This is a genomic window from Candidatus Hydrogenedentota bacterium, assembly GCA_016791475.1.
Lineage (GTDB): Bacteria > Hydrogenedentota > Hydrogenedentia > Hydrogenedentales > JAEUWI01 > JAEUWI01.
Genome location: JAEUWI010000093.1, coordinates 1 through 18,931 on the forward strand (window position 1 = coordinate 1; position 18,931 = coordinate 18,931).

The window sequence follows — 18,931 nt, forward strand, 5'->3', positions numbered from 1 at the left end:
CCTTCTCCTTCTCCTTCTCCTTCTCCTTCTCCTTCTCCTTCTCCTTCTCCTTCTCCTTCTCCTTCTCCTTCGCCTTCTCCTTCGCCTTCTCCTTCGCCTTCGCCTTCGCCTTCTCCTTCTCCTTCACCTTCACCTTCTCCTTCGCCTTCGCCTTCGCCCGCGCAGTTTTCGGTCGCGACAACAAGTTCAGAAAGGCCACTCGTACCGCATTCACCCACCGATGCTACGGACAACGTTCCGCCATTGGTACCGAAATCCACAACAATACTGGATGTTCCGTCACCCGAAACGATGGTCGCGCCCGAGGGAACGGTCCAGAGGTAGGAATTTGCGCCAGAGACGGCCTCCACCGAGTAGACAACACCCGATTCACTCTCGCAGACCAGGTCGTCGCCGCTTATGGTGCCCGGCGCGTCGGGAATGGGCGTCACCGAGACGGTCGCACTGGAGGCTGGGCCGGACCCGCAGGTCTTGACAGCGACGACGCTGACATCACCGGCGGTGTCGCCGAAGTCGACCGTGATCGCCGTGGTGCCCTGGCCGCTGGCCACCGATGCCCCGGCGGGAACCGTCCAGAGATAGCTCTCGGCACCGACGACATCGTCGATGCTGTAGGCTACGCCGGTCTCATTTTCGCAGACCACGGCGGAGCCGGTGATGTTCCCCGGTTGGGCGGGAGCCGGGTCGAGGGCGACCGCCAGACTGGCGGTCGCGCTGGTGCCGCATGAATTCTCGGCGGTAACGGATACCAGGCCCGCCGTATTGCCGAAGTCCACCGTGATGGCCGTGCTTCCCTGACCACTGGCGATGGTCGCACCGGTCGGGACGGTCCACACGTAGTTGGTGGCATGATCCACGGCGGCGATGGAATAGGCAATGCCGGCCGCGTTTTCGCAAACTGTGGTTTGCCCGGTAATGCCCGCCGGGTCCCCGATATTCCGGGTCAGATTGATCGCGAGCTCGCCGGGCACCCCGTCTCCGCACTGATTGCTCGCGAATACGGAGACGGCGCCGGACTGCGTGCCGAACTCAACGGAGATATTGGTGGTGCCCTGGCCGCTCAGAATGATCGCACCGGCCGGAACAGTCCAGGTGTAGCCCGTGGCGCCGGAAACGGCGTCAATACTGTAGCTCTCGGTCGCGGCTTCGCAAACGTCGGCGTTGCCCGTTATCGCGCCGGGCGCATCCGGCACACTCGTAACGGTTACGGACTCCGCGGCGGCGGCGCTTGTGCCGCAGTCGTTGGATGCGGTTACGCTCACATTGCCACTGGTGCTTCCCCACAGCACCGTGACACCCGCCGTGCCCTGTCCCGAGAGAATTACGGCTCCGGCGGGAATCGACCAGGTGTAGGTTGTCGCACCGGCTACGGCGACCACGCTGTAGCCCTCACTGTCGCCCGCGCAGACGGCGGCCTCGCCGGTGATCGAGCCGGGTTGTGCCGGAATGGACACCACGGAGACCGCGGAGGAAGTGGCGGCGCTGGCGCCGCAGGTATTCTCCGCGCTTACGGAAACATTGCCCGAAGTCGCGCCGAAATCCACGGTAATGCTGGTGCTTCCCTGGCCGCTGCCTACCACCGCTCCGGACGGGACGGTCCAGACATAGTTGGTGGCGCCGGGCACCGCTTCAATACTGTAGGTGACGCCGGTGTCGTTCGCGCACACGGTGGTATTGCCTGTTATCGTGCCTGGGGCGGCGGGAATGGACGTCACCGTAACCGCGGCGCTCGCGGCCGGTCCCGCGCAGCCGTTGGTGTCCGCCACCACAGCGACGTTGCCCGAAGTCGCGCCGAAATCCACCGTGATGGCGGTGCTTCCCTGCCCGCTGGCGACGGTTGCGCCGCTGGGGACGGTCCACGTATATCCGGTCGCGTTGGGGACCGCCGCAATGCTGTACGCGATACCCGTATCGCCCGCGCAGACGGACGTATCCCCGGTTATGGCGCCCGGCTGGTCGGGAAGATCGGTGATTGCGACGGCCAGGTCGCGGGCTGTGCCGGTGGTGCAGCCGTTCACCGCACTCACGCTGACATTCCCGGCCGTGGAGCCGAAGGTTACCGTAATTGCGTTGGTGCCATCGCCATCGGTGATCGTGGCCCCGGAGGGGACGGTCCATTCATACGCGATGGCGCCGGTGACCGGGCTGACGCTGTAGATTTCGCCTTCGGCGGACTCGCAAACCGTGGTATTTCCCGTAATGGCCCCGGGTTGCGCCGGGGTCTCCGACGCGACCTGAATTCGGGTGCGGAAGAACAGGTCGGCGCCGCTGATGGGGCCGTCCGAGTTGCCAGCCGTTCCGAGGCCATAGGGATTGCTGCTCTCATAGTCTATTTGAACCGCGACCATGCTGTCGCGAACCAGTTCCCAGGTGTAGACTTCGCCTCGAACCACGGGAATGGGCGTCGTCAGCACGTGCTCATTCTCGGCCGAGTTGAGATTAACGGACTGGCCGGCGTTCAACTGAGTACCGGTCGTGCCGGTACCCTCGTAGATGTTCAAGGTCCAGCCAAGGGTGGAGCCGATGGCGGTATCGATCTGATAGAGGTCACCCGTCAGCCCCGCAGTGAAGGACTGCCAGTGGCTCACGCTGTTGTTGCCGGTGGAGTTGGCCAATTCCTGAATCTGATCGGGAAGAATACCGCTGATTACGTGGGTCTGAAAGTACATGTCCGAGCCGACAACCGCGCCGCCGGCGTTCCCGTAATTGCCGCCCGCGTAGGGATTGCCAGTATGAACCGGGATCTGGCCGGGGACGTTGCTGTCGCGGCGCATTTCAAAAGTGTAGGTGTTGCCCGCGGTAACGGCGATCGTATCGGCCAGCACATGGCGATTCACGCCGGACACCACGGTAACGGACTGGGGCGTGTTCAGGAGCGTGCCGGCCACGCCGTCCCCGTCATAGACCCGCAGGGTCCACGCGCCGGTCAGTTGAAGACGGGTATCAATCTGATACAAAGTGCCCGTGTCGCCCGCCGTGAAACTCTGCCAGTGCCGAACCTGGTTGGTGGAATTGCCCGTCGTGAAAACCTGGGACTGGTCGATGACCGGAACTTCCGCTTCGCAGGTCCCGTCAAAATAAGTATCGTCGGACTTCATACCCGGCGATGCGATGCGCAGGGCGCCCGATATCGCGGTGTAATGCTTCACGAAAGAAGCTCCGGTCACATCCGGATCGCGGACAACCGATTCCCCGCCGTCATCGGTGCCGGCAGCCAGGGTGTGGCTGTCGATCAGGGTCGATGAAGCATTGCGCAATTCAAGGATATCTCCGGACTCGCCAAGATCGAGCGCGCCCGTGCTGGCCACCTGAACGATGGAGCCGCCGAAGAGGCCGGTGGGCGTCCCCCCGCCAAAGACGACAATGGCGGTACCGGGCGGCAAAATAGTGCCGCTGGGAAAGGTGTGTCTCACGGCGGTGTTGTCGCTCAGCGTCCAGCCGGAAATATCGGCGGCCGCGACGCCCGAGCTGTTCACGAGCTCGACAAACTCATCCTGAGAGGCGTCGGCGTTGTAGTCTCGATTGGTATCGCCGCAGAGCGATGCGCCCACGGGTTCGCCATAAGCGGCGCATTCCCCGTCGGAAGGTATGTCGGCCAGTACTTCATTAATGACAACGTCGGCTCGGGCGCCACAGCAGCCCAGCACGACGATCCCCATCAGCGTCAGATACCGACCCATACGAACACGTCCTTTCGGTTAAGCCCGTCTTCGCCCCCTGGAACCACGTCATGCGCTTCTCGCGCCCGTGCGCGACCAACCGCATTGCCTCGCGGAGATGGCTGGCTATACTACATGATACCACTTTTCATATTACTGCGATCACGGTCAATTATTTTTTGCTGGTACCGTCGCTTGGCCAAATCAGGGCCAAATTGGAACATAGGTGGGCAGCGGTGGTCAAGTGACCGCCAAAAACCCGCAAAAAACTTCTTGCATGTTTTGGGTAGCATCTATTACATTTTGTGATATACTTTCAGTTGTAAAGAGATTACCCAAACGCGCCGGAGACGGGCATGACCAACGAAGAAGCCAAAGAGCTCTATATAAACGCGGTAAAGGCCTTTGACGCCAAAGACTTTGAGCGCGCGCTTTCCATGTTTGACACCCTGGATGCCGAACGCCCGAACAGTCGCCACGTGACCTATCACCGCTGTGTCTGCCTGGGCCATCTGGGACGCCAGGCCGAGGCCCGTGAACAATTTGCCAAGATCGAGGGCAAACTCGAACGGGAAAAACTTCTGGAAGTCCGGGCACTGCTCGGGCCCGCGCCCGGTTCGGCCCATGCGCCGCGCCCGGCGGAAAATCCCCCGGCGGCTCCGGTTCACGACGCGCCGGAGTTGACCGGCGACAATGTCCTGGTCATCGAGTCGGCCTTTCCGAAATCGACGACGGAGACGACGATAACGGGCCATATCCGTTCGGGCACCTTCCGCACGGGTGACTCGCTTACGATAATCACAGAGAGCGGGATGCCGCTGGTGGCCCCAATTGTGCGCATCGGCACGGCGGAAACGCCCTTGAAAATGGCGCGCGCGGGGCAGAAGGCGATCATGCTGCTTCAAGTGGAGCCCCACCATGTGGTTCCGGGGTCATCGGCGACCTGCGTATCCCAGGAAGAGTCCTACGCGGAAACGATGGTCGTGGGGATCCATGACGAGGCGTCGTCCGCATCGACCGCGTCGCAGATGGGCGGCGCGCTGCTCGAGTTGGACCGCAAGATCAAGGGTGGTGACTTTGGCGGTGCGCTGGAGAAGCTTCAGGCCTTTCTGGCGGAGGATCCCAAGAGTTGTGCGGGCCACCGTCTGATGGCGAAGATATTTCTCGAAGGGGGAGATGGGTACCGGGACCCGAAGAAGGCGCTGGAACACATCCGCCGCTCCTACGAACTGGGCGGTGCGGAAGACCCGATCGTGGTGGATACGCTGGCGCAGGCGATGGCGGCGAACGGCGAAGCGGAGCACGGTCTCCGCTTTCTGGAACGGCTCTATACGACGACCCGCGAATTTGAAGCGAAGGGTGCGCTGGGCCAGCGAATTGTGGACTTTCGTTCACGCCACCAGCTCGGCCACATATGGGAATTTGCCGACAGCTATGGGGATGTGATTTTCGAGTCGGGGGACATTATCGAAATCATCAAGGCTTTCAAGTCCAACACGGTTCCGAAAACGTCATTGTGCAAGAAGGACCGGGTGGGCGAGTGGCGCAAGGTGGAAGAAACCATCGCCATCGAGCATCCGGAGATTGGTTCGCTTTTCAAGACGGAAACGCCCAAGCGGAGCCCGGTGATGATTTACGTGATCATTGGCCTGCTTGTGGCGCTCATCGTGGCCGCACTGATCATTTTCTAGGGAGGGGCGGGTTTCGGCCCGTCGCGACGCGCGGTCCGCGGGGGCTGTGAACCGCCCGCAGCGCGCCCTTTTTCGGTGGTCCTTGCCGTTTCCGGGGTGATTTTGTATACTGCCGCCTCCATTACGTGAACAGGCGGCGACGCACGGGCCATCCGGCGTCTTGGTCGCGGGAAGTCACCGAGAACAGGCGAGAGGAGCACCGGGACCGGCTCAGGCCCCGCGAATCACCTTCATGCACTTGACCCAGAAGCAGGAATCCCTCATTTCCCAGTTCTTGCGCGATTTGAGCCGCCGTCTCGACCCCGGCCTTCCGGAGAAAGTCCGGGAGCGGAGTCTGCGTCAGGTGCAGACGCGAATCTACCACGAACTGGAGCGGCTCAACAATCCTTCTATCGGCGATGATGATGTGCTTCGGGTGCTTCGCAACGCGGCGAGCACGACCGAAGCGCCGCAGACATCGCCCCGTGACGCTTCGGAACGTCCTGAAACGGCGTCCCCACCCGCGCCGCCCCACCCGACGCCGACCAGCACGCCCCGGAACCCGAAGGCGATTTGGCTCGGGGTGTGCCTTTACAACGCGGATCGTCTGGGCATTGAAACCTGGATGGTCCGTGCGGGACTGGTGGTGCTTGGCCTCTGCACGGGCCCCGTGGCGGTGCTGGCGTATCTCGCGGGATTCGCCGAGTACTACCTGGGGCTGCCCGATGGGGAGCGTCCGAAGATCGATTGGCCGCGAATGGCCCTGCGGGGCGTGGTGGCGCTTGGCGCGCTGATCGCGTTGCGTTGGGGTTCCAACCAGGCCCTGGTGCTGATCGGGTATGGCCACGAGCAGATCTTCAAGGAGCCCATGCCCGCGCTGGGTGACTGGGACTGGTTCCGTTTTCAGGAAGGCACCTATTTCTTCCTCGCCCTTTTCACCGTGCTTCCGCTCGCGGTACTCAGCGGCCTCCCGTTGGAGAACGCCTGGGGCCACAGCCTGAAGCGGCTGGCGCAGGCGCTCGGCGCCCTGTATGCCGTGGCCCTGTGTTTCGGGATCGCCTCGGTAATTGCGGGGCTAATCCTTGATCGGGTGCAGGCCTACATGCAATAGCCGATCAGGGGGCGGCGGGGATGCTCTGGGAAAGGGCCACGACGGATCGCGCGGCCACTTCGAGCACGCCCGACATCATGGGCGCGCCCGCCTCGCCGGCATAGATGTCCTCGGGGGCTTGCCGTCCGGTATTGATCCGCATGGACCAGGCACCGGGGGGCAGGCGGAACGCCTGGGCCAATTCGCTGTTGTTGAAGATCAGGTAGAGGGCCGTGCCGTTATTGGACCGGGGCTGGATCTTGTAGGACAGGAGCGTGGAGGGGCTCTCCCAGTCAATGGGCTGTCCGTGTTCGTCGAGCCAGAAAACCTCGGCCAGGTTTTCGTCTGAGGTATGTGGAAAATAGATCTTGCGGGTGAGGGCGGGATTCGATTTCCGGAAGGCAATGAGTTCGCGGCAGAATCGGTGGAGCTGGCTGTACTCCCCGAGCAGGCTCCAATTGAACCAGGAAATTTCATTGTCCTGGCAGTAGGCATTGTTGTTGCCGGACTGGGTGCGCCCGAATTCGTCGCCGCCGAGCAGCATGGGAACGCCGAGGGAGAGGAAAAGGGTGGCGAGATAGTTCTTCTGCATGCGCAGGCGGAGTTCGTTGACCCAGGGGATGGCGGTGGTCCCTTCCACGCCGCAATTCATGCTGATGTTGTCGTCGCTCCCGTCCCGGTTCCCCTCGCCATTGTCCCAGTTGTGCTTCCGGGTATAGGAAACGAGATCGCGCAAGGTGAAGCCATCGTGGCAGGTGACGAAATTGATGCTGTGCTCCGGGCTGCGGCCCGCCCACTCGTAGACATCGGCGCTGCCCATGACCCTGGAGGCAAAAGTACCCCGCGTGTGGGGATCGCCCCGCCAGTAGCGGCGAACGTCGTCGCGATAGCGCCCGTTCCATTCCGCCCAGCGGTTGTCACCAAAGGAGCCGACCTGATAGGCGCCGCCGGCGTCCCAGGCTTCGGCGATGAGTTTGGTATCGCGGAGGACGGCGTCTTCGGCGATGCGTTCGACCAGGGGCGCATTCTGCACGACTTCGCCGTTGCGATCGCGACCGAGGATGGAGGCCAGGTCGAAGCGGAAGCCGTCGATATGCATGACGGAAACCCAGTAGCGCAGGCAGTCGAGGATGAAATCGCGCACCAGGGGATGATTGCAGTTCACCGTGTTGCCGCAACCGGAGTAATTCAGGTAGCGGCCCCGCTCGTCGAGCAGGTAGAAGATGGAATTGGTCATGCCCCGGAAGCAAAGGGAGGGCCCCATTTCGTTGCCTTCGGAGGTGTGGTTGAAAACCACATCCAGGATAATCTCCATGCCCGCGGCGTGGATGGCTTCCACCATCTCGCGAAACTCGATCAGGTGTTCCCAGCCTTCCGCGCTGCACGCGTGCAACCCCGTGGGGGCGAAAAAGCCGATGCTGCTGTAGCCCCAGTAGTTGATGAGTTCGCCGCGCCCGTTCAGGCTGCAACGCCCGAGCCGGGTCTCCCCCGCTTCCTGGATGGGCAACAACTCAATGGCCGTTATCCCGAGGTCTTTCAGGTACGGGAGTTTCTCTATCAGGCCGCGATAGGTGCCGGGATGGGCCACGCCGGAAGAGGAATGCCGGGTGAAGCCGCGCACATGGGCCTCGTAAATAATCGTCTCACTGACGGGAATGCGGGGGCGGTAGTCCCTGGAGTGCCAGTGGGATTCTTCGACGGTAACGCACTTTATGGTGCCATCGTGCACATTCCCCGCGAAGGCCTTGGAATAGGGATCGAGGAGATAAACCCGGCTGTCGAAGTAGTGGCCGGCACCCGTCTCATAGGGCCCGTCCATGCGGTACTTGTACAAGACCGTCTTGGGCATATTCTCCACGAAGATGGTCCAGACGTCGCCGGTGCGGTCGGTTCTGGGATCGAACTCGTATTCCCAGACGGGCACGGTGTCGCCGACGGTATCGAAGACACAGAGCCAGACCCGGGTGGCAAATCGGCTGACCACCGAGAAGCGGATCCCCTTGTCGAAGACAGAGGTTCCCTGACGGTATGGGCGGCCCGCCACCACATTGAAGGTCTTGACCAGCTCGGCCGGCAGCCGGGCGGGGGTATAATCAGCAGGGGACAACATTTTCATGGCTTGAAGTTCCGTTCAACGACGGCGGAAGTGTAGCAATTTCGAGTTGCGCGGCGTTAGCCCGGGGATTATCCGTCTTCCCCCTGGCGGCGCTTCCAGGAGTCGGCGTCTTCCAGGATCCGATCCCAGTCAAAGGCTTCGGAATTCTCCTCCACTTCTTCCCTTTCCCAGCCGCGCATGATGCGGCGATTGCGCCACCATCTGGCGAGGCCGGTGACCAGGCAGAGAGCGGCGATGAGCCCCCAGAAGGAGCCGGTTCGAAGGGTCGTCAGAAGGGAGAGTTCCCAGAGACCGCCGTTGAAATCGTCCCAGAACTGATCGAGGGTAATGCCCCCCTTGTCGGCGAGCGCCTCGGGGAAGGACTCGGTGCGGAGCGCGGCGATCACTTCCCAGAAGGCTTTCTCCCCGACTTCGTTGTGGAGGGCCCGGGTCATGGTGAGGGCCTGGGAGTAGGCGTCGCCAAACTGGCGGTCGCTTCCCGGCTGTCGGAAGGCGCGTTCGAGGGTATCGAGGGGCATGATCTGTCCGGTGAGGTGCATGCGCGTAACTTCGATGGTGCTTTCCCAGCGAATTTCGTTGGCCAGCATCATGCAAATGCCCTCATTGAGCCAGCGCGGAAGTCGTTTGGTGTCCGTATTTCGGTGGAGCAGAACGTGGATCAGCTCGTGGCGCACGGTACCGCGAAAATCGTCGCCGATGGAGCGGAGCCGTGGCGATTTGACCACGATGGAGCTCTGGTCGGCCCGGGTGACGCCGCTGACGCCCACGTGGGCGTACATGCCGCTCAGGCCCAGAAACTCGTTCATATTGTGGGCGATCCGCATGGTTACGGGTTCGTCGCCCAGGGGCAGATGGGGGGCGAACTCGTCGCGCGCCGCGATAAGATCCTGGAGACCCTTTTCCGCCACGGCACGGTCGTCCGGATGGAAATTGATAACGAAGGGCCCTTCACTGAGTGTATCGGCCGCGACCCAGGGTGCCACTAGAAGGAACAGGAGGCACCATCCCGCGTATAGAAGCTTCATGGCGCAATTGTACCCTATTCCGCCCGGTGCAATGCACGCCGGCCCATCCCCGCTTTTGATACCCCGAGGGGGCCTGTGCTAGCATTATGGGACGAATCTACCCCCCTGAAGGCCCCTTTTTTCATGCTCCTCCCTGCTCAAAACGGCGAACCCGCAAGCAATCCCGCCCCGAAACCGAAGGGTTCCGCCTGGACGGTGTACCGGCGTCTGCTGGCCTATACCTGGCAGTACAAGTATCGGCTGATTGTCTCCCTGCTCTTTGCCATGTTTATCGCCGCTTCCTTCACGGCCATGCTGATCACGGTGCGGGAAGTGGTGAACCTGACCTACTTCGTGCCGGAGTATGAGCAGGATGGCGCGTTGAAGCATGAGGATCCCCGAGACCGACATCTCCAGAGCATCCGGGAGATGAATGGGTGGATACAAAACACCATTATCTCCGCCCCCGGCACGACCCTGGAGCGCTATATTGGCCCGCCGGTGTGGATCGAAAGCGAGTTCAGCGAACTGGTGGACGCCATGCGGGCCGAGAAAACGGACGCGGTCAAATACACCTGCCTGCTCCTGATCATTTTCGCCTTCGTGACCGGCGTGGCGCGTTTCATTCAAGAGTATTACTCCGGGGCGATTGGGGCCTATATTTCCACCGACATGGCGCGGCAGATGTACGACAACCTCATGGCCCAGTCGGTGGGCTATTTTGAGACGCGGACGACGGGCGACACCCTGGCCCGCTTTACCAACGACATTTTCATGGTCAACCGGGGCCTCGAAGGCGTGCTGGTCAAGCTGATGCGCGAGCCCTTCAAGGCTATCGGCTTCTTCGGCTTCGCCCTGTGGACCGATCCGCTGCTCACCCTCGTGGGCGTGTGCGGCATGCCGCCGGTCATCCTCGTGTTGACCAAGATCGGCATGAAGATGCGCAAGAGCGCCCGCCGGTCCCTGGAGAAGATCTCCAGCATGGCTTCCGTGGTGAACGAGACCGTGAACGGCATCAGCATCGTGAAGGTCTTCACGATGGAGCGCTACGAAATCGAGCGCGTCCGGACGGAGATCACGCGGCTGCGCCGGTTCCTGCTCCAGATGGTGCGCCTTCATGCGACGACCGGCCCGGTGACCGAGTTTATCCTCGTGCTGGGCGTGACCGTGTTTCTGCTGTACGCCGCTAAGCGAATGGAGACCGGTGAACTCAAGCTGGGCGAGTTGACGACGCTGCTCATCGCCTTGGCCATGCTCCTGGATCCGCTGCGCAAGATGTCCGCGGTGAACAACATGATACAGACCAGTATAGCCAGCGCCGAGCGCGTTTTTGAGTTTATCGACATGACCCCGGAAATCGACGAGCGGGAAGGGGCGCCCGCGCTCCCGCCGATGGAAAAGGGTATCCGCTTCGACAACGTGACTTTCGGCTACAGCACCGAAACTCCCGTGCTCCGGAATTTTTCGCTGGACGTGCGCAAGGGCGAGACGGTGGCGCTGGTGGGACCAAGCGGCTCGGGCAAGAGCACGATCATCAAATTAATTCCCCGCTTCTACGACATTCAGGGCGGGGCTATCCTGATTGACGGCCAGAACATCAGCGAGGTTTCGGCGCAAAGTCTTCGGGAGCAGATCAGCCTGGTGACTCAGAACACAATCCTCTTTGCGGAAACCATCCGCGAGAATATTGCCGCCGGCCAGTCGCACTACACGCAGGAAGACATTGAACGCGCCGCTACCGCCGCCCACGCGGTGGAGTTTATCGAGAAACTGCCGAAGGGATACGACACCCGGCTGGACGAAGCGGGCACGACCCTTTCCGGGGGCCAGCGCCAGCGCCTCGCGATTGCGCGGGCCTTCATCAAGGACCCGAGCATCTTAATCCTCGACGAGGCCACCTCGAGTCTGGACTCGGAGAGTGAGCGCCTGATTCAGGATGCCCTCGATCACTTTCTGGATGGGCGGACCGCCTTCATCATCGCCCATCGCCTTTCGACGATTCAGCGCGCGGATCGCATCCTGTTGATTCAGGAGGGCCGCATTGTGGAGGAGGGCAGCCACAGTGAGTTGCTGACCCGGAACGGTGCCTACGCCCGACTCTATCGCACCCAGTTTGACACCCAGGAGCCCCCCGCATGAGAAACCTGGCACTCAGCTTCGTCGTTGCCATTGCCGCCGTGGGGTGTGGCGATCCCGTTAAACCCGCGGACACGCCTCCACCGCCGACCGCGATCGCACCCGCTCCGGCGGAAGCGCCACCGGCCCCCGCTCCCGTCCCGGCGAATGCGGCGACCCCGGCGACCGAGACGGGCTTTGTCCATGCGACGGTGCAGGTCGTGGATCTGGCGGGCAAGCCGCTCCAGGGCATGGCCCCCATCGTGACGCACCAGCCGAATGCCTTTGACAAGCCGGTGGCCATGGGCGATCCCACGGACCAGGCGGGCATGGGTACGATCCGCTTCGAGAACAAGGAGCACCTCTTCCTGCGCGCCTGGGACCCGACATTGGGCTATTTCCCGAACAATTTCTACGAGGTTCTTCCGGGCGGATCATCCGTGGAGGGCACGCTGAGCATCCAGATGGTGGAGGCCTCGGGGCTGGAAGCGCAGTTGATGCTGCCCGACGGCCAGCCCGCGGCAAGCCAGACCGTGGCGCTCATGTTGTCCCATGCCACGCGCGGCCCCTGGTGGCCGGCCCAGTCCACGACGGACGCGGAGGGTGTGGCGCGCTTCCCCAATCTGCCCGCGGGCGAGTTTGTGCTGAGCTTCAAGGTGACGGCGGGCGCAATGCTGGAGGTGCGCGAGACGCCCCTGCCGCCCGGCTCGACGGTGAACCTCGGGGTTTTGAAGTTGCAGTAAAACTTTATTCCGCCCGAAAAACATGCTACTATCGCGGCAGTTTTTTTGGGGCTCGGTCCGAAGCGCGGGGCGGGCTTGATTTACGCATTCAGCCCAGTTTCCAGGAGGAGGCGCCATGCAGTCATCGCTGATTATTGAATCCAACGGATCAAACAAAGACAAACTTGACCAGATGCTCAAGGACGGGTGGACCGTTGTTTCGATCACGGCGAACCACGGCAAGAGCTACAACGATTTCCTCGTGATACTCGAGAAGTAGACCGCGTCCGTCGGATCAGAACAGTCTATTCGACCGGCTTCCCGCCTCCCATGGGGCGGGAAGCCGTTTTTTGTTGCTTCCGCAAGAACCACGAAGGGGTCAATGAAAACGTGGGTTTCCGCGCAATCCGCGGTGAAGTAACGAACTTCTTCCTCCGCGTATCATTTCATAATTCACGGAAGGGAAGAGCGGCCCCGGATGGGACCGGGTCAGATGGGATCGCCCTCTTTCCATTCGAAGATCAGCTCGGGATTGTCGAAGTAGCGCTTGATGTGCTTGCCAAAGGGGAAGGCTTCGCCCGCATCGAAGGCGCGGTGATCCATGGAGCCGGTGATGGTGATGGTGTAGCGGGGCACGACCTGGCCATCCACGACCCACGGGGCCAGTTTCAGATCGCCGATGCCAAACATCATGACCTCGGGCGGAACTATAACCGTAACGGTCTGGTTGCCTGAAATCATCATGCCGATGTTGGCCACGGTGCAGGTGGCGCCGAGGATGTCCTCCACTTGAAGCTTGTCCGACTCCGGGATTTTGTCATAACCGGGCTCGGGCACGGGTCGCTGCCAGAGCATGCCGCGCAGGGTGATCCACAGGGCGCCCGCGGCCTTGAGGTCGAGCTCTTTGAGGCCGACCCTGGCGTAGATACCCGCCGCCTGAAAATAGAGCTGCTCGGGATCCGTGCGGCGCGCGCGGCGGACGAGGTCGCGCATTTCCGATGCGACCTGCTCCAGGGATTTGAGGTGGGGATTGCGGAGCACCGGCCGCACCACACCGTGCTTGGTGTGGGCGGTAAAGCTCAAATTGACGTCTTCGGCCCGATAGAGTGTGCCGCCGTTGAGAAACGGAGCATAATCGATGAAGGCGTTCATGCAGGGGGTGTGATGGAGACTATGGGCGATGGCCTTGAGAAAGAAGGCCGAGAAGTTCTTGTGGATTGCCCGGCGGAAGAGGGACTTCTCGTCCATGGCCTCCGCGTCCTGGGCGATTTCACCCTCTTTCTTCTGGCCGTATTCGACGAGCCGGGTCACGTCGTACTGGGCGACCATGGCGGCGTGGGGGGTCTTTCGGGCCGATTCCGAAAGGAAATAGGCCACCATCTGCCGCAGGAAGGAAAAACGCTGGGCATCCTTGACCTTGACGTGTTTGCGCAAATAGGCAACCCGAAAATCTTGAAACATGGCAACTCTCCCGCTGTGACTCACAAGTGGGGAGTATACTGAAAGCAAAAAGGGATATTACAGTTGGCCCGCCGGACAAGCCTCACCCGGGCCGCGTTTACGGCCCGGAAAGCGCATTTGCGGGGTCGGCGCGGCAGCAGGTATGATACGGGCTTTGAATTTTGCAGCCCGCTCTGGCGGAGTTCTGGCGCAGCCTTGTCAACGCGTTGAGTTTTTAGGAGAGAGTTGCCGTGAAGCGTAATCTGGTTACATTGCTCGGGGTTATAATCGTCATTGCCGGTATCGTAGGGGTGCGGACGGCATTCCAGCAGACCATCAAAACGGAAGCGGAGCTGGCGGAGGCGGCGGAGACGGAAAAGAAACTGGCGGAGGCGGCGGAGCTTTCCAAGGCCGAAGCCGCAAAGGAGGCGATGGCCAAGGCGGGCGAGGAGAAGGCCGCCGCCACCCCGGCGCTTGACGCCGCGGCCAGCGAGCCCACACCGCAGCCGACAACGCTGGAAGGGTATGAGATGATTCCCTGGGCGGAGACGGCCCCGGAGGTATTCCGCGTAAAATTCGATACCACGGCGGGCCCCTTCGTCGTCGAGTGCAGCACGAAGTGGTCGGAGGAGGGCTCCAAGCGCTTCTTCGAGCTTTGCAAGACGGGATTCTTCAACAACTCGGGTTTCTTCCGCGTGGTGCCCGGCTTTGTGGTGCAGTTTGGTCTGGCGGCCGACCCCAAGATGACGGCCCAGTACACCAACAAGAATCTGCGGGACGAGCCGGTGCGCAAGAGCAACCAGAAGGGCAAGATTACCTTCGCCACCGGTGGTCCGAACACACGCACAACCCAGTTGTTTATCAACTATGGGGACAACGCGAATCTGGACTCAATGGGCTTCACCCCTTTCGGCGAAGTGGTCTACGGCATGGAAAACGTGGAGAAGATCAATCCGGAATACGGTGAACAGCCGGACCAGTCCATGATCAAACAAGAGGGCACGGCCTATCTTAAGCGGGACTTTCCAAACCTCGACTTTATTACCACGGTTTCACAGGTTAAGTAACCTGCCCGATCCCGCGATGCTCTTCATACACAACCCCCGGAGAATAGAATGTCGGTCAAAGTTAAGTTTGAATGCACCTGTGGCGACTTCACCGTTGAAATCCACGACGACTGGGCGCCCCGTGGCGCGGCCCGCTTCCTGGGCCTGGTGGAAGAAGGATTCTTCACGGACGTGCGGTTTTTCCGCGTCGTGACGAGACCCCGCCCCTTCATCGTCCAGTTCGGTATCCACGGCGACCCGAAGGTGTCCGCCAAATGGCGGAGCGACCGGATCCAGGATGACCCGGTACGGCAGAGCAACCGCAAGGGCACGCTGACCTTCGCCACGGCCGGCCCGGGCACGCGCACGACCCAGTTGTTCATCAACTATGGCGACAACGCTTTCCTTGACGGCCAGGGCTTCTCCCCCATTGGGGAAGTCATTGAGAATATGGAGACGGTGGAAGCGATCAACGACGAATACGGTGAATCGCCGGATCAGGGCCGCATCCAGGATCAGGGCAATGCCTACCTGGAGAAAGCCCACCCGAACCTCGACTATATCAAGAAGGCGTATGTGGTTAGTTGATAGTTGACAGCGGAAGAAAAGTTTTGGCCGGCGCCTATGGTGCTGGCCATTTTTGTTGGGTGATAGGACGGATGGGACCGATAGGACGGATACAACCAGGAGGTCAAGACCGTGGCGCGCCGTCAGCGGTCAGCGATCAGCGGTCAACCACCAACCAGCACCTGTCAACTGTTCCGCCTGCGGCGGATCAACTGTCAACTACCCCCGCGCTTGAGTTTCTCCACCTTGGCCATGCGGCCTTTGGTGACGAAGCGAATGAGGCGGCGGGTGGTGCGGGGAAAGTGGCGGTTGAGAAAGGTGACGAGGACACCGTGGCCGGTGAAGGTGAACTCGGGTGTGCGGCGATAAATGGCGCGCACCATCTTCCGGGCGGCCACGTCGGTGGACATGACGAGGTACTTTGGGGCGGGGTCTTTTCGCCCGGTTTGCTCGCCCCTGTTGTTGAGGGTGCGGATTTCGCTGGAGACGACACCCGGGTTGATGCAGGTGACGCTTACGCCGACTTCGGCCAGGTCGTAGTAGATGGATTCGGCAAAGCCCACCATGGCGAATTTGCTGGCGCAGTAGGGCCCGGAAGCGGGAAGTCCCACCCGCCCCATGACGGAACTGACGATCGCCAGGCGCCCCTTGCTCGCCTGGAGATGGGGCAAGGTGGCGTGAACGGTGTCGATGACGCCGAAAACATTGGTGTCGAACTGGCGGCGATAGTCTTCGGTTTTCAGTTTCACGGCGGCGCCGCTCACACCGAAGCCCGCGTTTGCCAATACCACATCAATCCGCCCGAAGGCCGCAACCGTCTCGGCGACGGCGGCATCGATACTGTTGCGGTCGGTCACGTCGCAGACCAGGGCCAGGGCCTTTCCGCCCAGGGTCTCGATCTCCTCCTTGACCGAGTCCAGGCGATCCGTGCGCCGGGCGGCGAGCACGACCGTGGCCCCTTCACGGGCAAACTCAAGCGCGGTGGCCGCACCGATGCCAGAGGAGGCGCCGGTGATGAAAACAACCTTGTCCTGAAAACGCGGCATGAAAATTCATCCTCGGTACCACGGTCCCAATACGCGCGTGCCGGCGTGTCGGGAGGTACTACTTCTTCTCAACAATCCAGATATTGCGATACTGCACGTGGTTCCGGTGGGCCTGAAGCTGAAAGTGTCCCGGGCCTTTGGGGTGGGGCGCGATTCGATCCTTGTAGGAGTTGGTGGGCACGAGGGGTATCTCCTCGTCGTGGTGAATCAGCTTGCCGTTGTGGTTCACCGTGATCCGGGGGTTGGCGATTTGCTTGCCGTTTTCATCGAATTTCGGCGCGGTAAACTCGATGTCGTAGCTCTGCCATTCATTGGGTGGGCGACACATGTTGATGTGGGGCGGCGACACCTTGTACAACGCTCCGCATTCCTGGTAGTAGCCGGGGAGGCCATAGGAATCGAGGACCTGCACTTCATACTCACCCAGGAAGAACACGCCGCCATTGCCCCGCTCCTGCCCGGTTTTCTCGGGGAGGTAGGGCAGGCGAAACTCGATATGGGCGGTGACGTCATTAAAGGTCTGCTTCGAAACGAGGGCCTTGCCTTCGGGATGGACGGACATGAGCACGCCATCGCGAATGCCCCAGGGGCCAGCGGGATCATTTTCCCAGGCATCCAGGCTGGAACCGTCAAAAAGAACCACGGCGCCTTCGGGCGCGGGCTTGCCGAGATTGGGCGAGGGGCGGACCGTGCGCTTGAGGCTGAAGGTCGCGTTCTTCGCTGGATCCTCTTCTACGCGCCCCCCCGTGAACTCGTCCGCGGTGACGGTGCCGTAGTACTTGCCGCTCTTGAAGGTCAGCTTGTCGTCCTTCAGCTTGACGGTGGTCTGCACATAGGGCTCGCCCCGGTTGTCAAGCTGGGGGACGAGGTTGATCTGATACGTGTCGTTGCCCCGGGCAATGATTTGGGCGCCCAGGAAGGGATCTTTCTCCTCCTGCTCCGACCACTTCCCTTCCCAGTCCCCCATGAAGGGGCCGGTGGACTCGGGATAGATCACCGCCATGACCGCGTCCAGGTCGAAGGTCTCTTCCGCAAAAGCGGGCGCCAAGGCGACAATCGCGGCGATCGTCGCTGAGACATATAGTCGTTTCATGATTTCTCTCCTGCGTCCACTGCCATGGATCAACCGTTCACGGTGCGAAAGCCGCGCCTGTCGGCGCGCAATCACAACCGGGACGGCTGTGCCACACTCCAATTTAATCGACGCCGACTATAGTAACCGCTTGATGACGGCATCGGCAAAGGCCTGGGTACCGGCGGTGCCGCCCAGATCCCGGGTCTTCTCGGCGGGGTTGCCTTCGGCGAGGAGGGCATCATACGCCGCGCGGATCCGGGTAGCCTGGGCGTCTTCCCCCAGATGGCGCAACATCATGACGCCGCTCATGATCACGGCCAGGGGATTGGCGATATCCTTGCCGGCGATGTCGGGCGCGCTGCCGTGGACGGCTTCGAAGACCGCCGCATCGTCGCCGTAGTTTGCGCCTGGAACCACGCCCAGCCCGCCCACGAGCCCGGCGCAAAGGTCGCTGATGATGTCGCCGAATAGATTCTCCAGCAGGAGCACGTCGAAGCGGCTGGGGTCGCGGACCATCTGCATGCAGGCGTTGTCGATGATGAGCTCTTCGTATTCGATCTCCGGCGCGATGGTTTGATGGACTTCGCGAACGCAATCGAGGAAAAGCCCGTCGGACTTTTTCATGATGTTGGCCTTGTGGAAGACCGAGACCTTCTTGCGGCCGCGCTCTTTGCAGTAGGTGAAGGCGGCGCGGGCGATGCGTTCGCTGGCTTTTCGCGTGACAACTTTGAGGCTGGTGACGACGCCTTCCACGATCTCGTTTTCTAGGCCGGAGTAGAGGCCTTCGGTATTTTCGCGGAACACCACGAGGTCCACGCCTTCGTAGCGGGTCTTTACCCCCTCGATGCTGCGGACGGGTCGGATGGCGGAATAGAGATTCAGGCGCATGCGCAACTGGACGTTGACGCTCTTGAAGCCTTTGCCGATGGGGGTGGTGACGGGGCCTTTGAGTGCGACCTTGTGCTGCTCGATCTGGTCGATGGTGTGGGTGGGCAGGACTTTGCCGTATTCCTCGACCGCTCCGGCGCCAGCGGGCAAATCGATCCAGTCGATCTTAACGCCCGACGCCTCGATGACGCGCTGGGCCGCCTCCGTAACTTCAGGTCCGATGCCATCACCGCGAATCAAACATACCGTGTGTGCCATGCCATGCTCCTCTGCATCAAGCGTGTTTCGTCTGGGGTTTGCCCCGCGGAAGGGCCCCGCGGGGGGCGGGCCACCGCAACCCCGACGTAACGTGGCACCGAACATGGACGTATCATAGCAGTTGAGCGTGGAAAGTTGATAGTCGACGGAGACTGCGGGGCCTGGATTCAAGCTCTAAGTGCAACATGCTGTTCTTTTCGTTGGGAATAGAAGACTTCATTTGGCGTTCGGTAGC

General features: G+C 61.4%; 14 protein-coding genes. 7 read left to right on the forward strand and 7 right to left on the reverse strand.

Annotation, left to right across the window (positions count from 1 at the left end; genetic code table 11):
- Positions 1–3,680, reverse strand: a 3,680-nt coding sequence (locus tag JNK74_27450) for a lamin tail domain-containing protein (GenBank protein ID MBL7649928.1), incomplete at its 3' end; no start/stop codon positions are given.
- A gap of 335 nt (positions 3,681–4,015) precedes the next feature.
- On the opposite strand from JNK74_27450, the gene JNK74_27455 reads away from it, so the two are divergent.
- Together JNK74_27455 and JNK74_27460 are read left to right on the forward strand one after the other, a co-directional pair.
- Complete coding sequence (locus JNK74_27455; protein MBL7649929.1) at positions 4,016–5,350, forward strand: hypothetical protein; 1,335 nt, start codon at positions 4,016–4,018, stop codon at positions 5,348–5,350.
- A 232-nt stretch (positions 5,351–5,582) separates the two neighbouring features.
- Positions 5,583–6,440: a hypothetical protein gene (locus tag JNK74_27460; GenBank protein ID MBL7649930.1), complete on the forward strand. Its 858-nt coding sequence runs from the start codon at positions 5,583–5,585 to the stop codon at positions 6,438–6,440.
- A gap of 4 nt (positions 6,441–6,444) precedes the next feature.
- Here JNK74_27460 and JNK74_27465 read toward each other — a convergent pair whose 3' ends face one another.
- Positions 6,445–8,529 (reverse strand): glycogen-debranching protein, encoded by a 2,085-nt coding sequence (locus JNK74_27465; GenBank protein ID MBL7649931.1) that lies wholly within the window; start codon positions 8,527–8,529, stop codon positions 6,445–6,447.
- A gap of 74 nt (positions 8,530–8,603) precedes the next feature.
- Positions 8,604–9,560, reverse strand: coding sequence for a hypothetical protein (locus tag JNK74_27470; GenBank protein MBL7649932.1), 957 nt, complete (start codon positions 9,558–9,560; stop codon positions 8,604–8,606).
- 123 nt (positions 9,561–9,683) lie between these two features.
- Between JNK74_27470 and JNK74_27475 the strand changes: the two genes are divergently transcribed.
- The 3 genes from JNK74_27475 (at position 9,684) to JNK74_27485 (ending at position 12,656) form a co-directional block, all read left to right on the forward strand.
- Positions 9,684–11,678: an ABC transporter ATP-binding protein gene (locus tag JNK74_27475; GenBank protein MBL7649933.1), complete on the forward strand. Its 1,995-nt coding sequence runs from the start codon at positions 9,684–9,686 to the stop codon at positions 11,676–11,678.
- A complete protein-coding gene (locus tag JNK74_27480; GenBank protein ID MBL7649934.1) occupies positions 11,675–12,397 on the forward strand; it encodes a carboxypeptidase regulatory-like domain-containing protein in 723 nt (240 codons plus the stop codon). The genes JNK74_27475 and JNK74_27480 overlap by 4 nt, the downstream gene beginning before the upstream one ends.
- Before the next feature lie 115 nt (positions 12,398–12,512).
- Positions 12,513–12,656, forward strand: coding sequence for a hypothetical protein (locus tag JNK74_27485; protein MBL7649935.1), 144 nt, complete (start codon positions 12,513–12,515; stop codon positions 12,654–12,656).
- A gap of 209 nt (positions 12,657–12,865) precedes the next feature.
- On the opposite strand, the gene JNK74_27490 is transcribed toward JNK74_27485, so the two are convergent.
- Positions 12,866–13,837 (reverse strand): 2-oxo acid dehydrogenase subunit E2, encoded by a 972-nt coding sequence (locus JNK74_27490; protein MBL7649936.1) that lies wholly within the window; start codon positions 13,835–13,837, stop codon positions 12,866–12,868.
- Between the two features lie 230 nt (positions 13,838–14,067).
- Here JNK74_27490 and JNK74_27495 point away from each other — a divergent pair, with 230 nt between their 5' ends.
- Both JNK74_27495 and JNK74_27500 read left to right on the forward strand, forming a co-directional pair.
- Positions 14,068–14,883 carry a peptidylprolyl isomerase gene (locus JNK74_27495; GenBank protein ID MBL7649937.1) on the forward strand — a complete coding sequence of 272 codons (816 nt, stop codon included), beginning with the start codon at positions 14,068–14,070 and terminating at the stop codon, positions 14,881–14,883.
- 48 nt (positions 14,884–14,931) lie between these two features.
- The gene (locus JNK74_27500; protein MBL7649938.1) at positions 14,932–15,450 is read left to right on the forward strand and encodes a peptidylprolyl isomerase; all 519 of its coding nucleotides are present in this window, start codon (positions 14,932–14,934) and stop codon (positions 15,448–15,450) included.
- A gap of 194 nt (positions 15,451–15,644) precedes the next feature.
- Here JNK74_27500 and JNK74_27505 read toward each other — a convergent pair whose 3' ends face one another.
- The 3 genes from JNK74_27505 to JNK74_27515 all read right to left on the reverse strand — a co-directional run bounded on the left by JNK74_27505 (position 15,645) and on the right by JNK74_27515 (position 18,696).
- Complete coding sequence (locus JNK74_27505) at positions 15,645–16,475, reverse strand: SDR family oxidoreductase (protein MBL7649939.1); 831 nt, start codon at positions 16,473–16,475, stop codon at positions 15,645–15,647.
- Positions 16,476–16,533: 58 nt separating this feature from the next.
- Complete coding sequence (locus tag JNK74_27510; protein MBL7649940.1) at positions 16,534–17,568, reverse strand: DUF1080 domain-containing protein; 1,035 nt, start codon at positions 17,566–17,568, stop codon at positions 16,534–16,536.
- A gap of 117 nt (positions 17,569–17,685) precedes the next feature.
- Complete coding sequence (locus JNK74_27515; GenBank protein ID MBL7649941.1) at positions 17,686–18,696, reverse strand: isocitrate/isopropylmalate dehydrogenase family protein; 1,011 nt, start codon at positions 18,694–18,696, stop codon at positions 17,686–17,688.
- Positions 18,697–18,931: the final 235 nt, after the last annotated feature.

What these genes read in the sequence shown, in the direction of transcription:
- JNK74_27455 (MBL7649929.1), top strand. Translation starts at nt 4,016, where the DNA reads ATGACCAACGAAGAAGCCAAAGAGCTCTATATAAACGCGGTAAAGGCC.
- JNK74_27460 (MBL7649930.1), top strand. Translation starts at nt 5,583, where the DNA reads ATGCACTTGACCCAGAAGCAGGAATCCCTCATTTCCCAGTTCTTGCGC.
- JNK74_27465 (MBL7649931.1), bottom strand. Translation starts at nt 8,529, where the DNA reads ATGTTGTCCCCTGCTGATTATACCCCCGCCCGGCTGCCGGCCGAGCTG.
- JNK74_27470 (MBL7649932.1), bottom strand. Translation starts at nt 9,560, where the DNA reads ATGAAGCTTCTATACGCGGGATGGTGCCTCCTGTTCCTTCTAGTGGCA.
- JNK74_27475 (MBL7649933.1), top strand. Translation starts at nt 9,684, where the DNA reads ATGCTCCTCCCTGCTCAAAACGGCGAACCCGCAAGCAATCCCGCCCCG.
- JNK74_27480 (MBL7649934.1), top strand. Translation starts at nt 11,675, where the DNA reads ATGAGAAACCTGGCACTCAGCTTCGTCGTTGCCATTGCCGCCGTGGGG.
- JNK74_27485 (MBL7649935.1), top strand. Translation starts at nt 12,513, where the DNA reads ATGCAGTCATCGCTGATTATTGAATCCAACGGATCAAACAAAGACAAA.
- JNK74_27490 (MBL7649936.1), bottom strand. Translation starts at nt 13,837, where the DNA reads ATGTTTCAAGATTTTCGGGTTGCCTATTTGCGCAAACACGTCAAGGTC.
- JNK74_27500 (MBL7649938.1), top strand. Translation starts at nt 14,932, where the DNA reads ATGTCGGTCAAAGTTAAGTTTGAATGCACCTGTGGCGACTTCACCGTT.
- JNK74_27505 (MBL7649939.1), bottom strand. Translation starts at nt 16,475, where the DNA reads ATGCCGCGTTTTCAGGACAAGGTTGTTTTCATCACCGGCGCCTCCTCT.
- JNK74_27510 (MBL7649940.1), bottom strand. Translation starts at nt 17,568, where the DNA reads ATGAAACGACTATATGTCTCAGCGACGATCGCCGCGATTGTCGCCTTG.
- JNK74_27515 (MBL7649941.1), bottom strand. Translation starts at nt 18,696, where the DNA reads ATGGCACACACGGTATGTTTGATTCGCGGTGATGGCATCGGACCTGAA.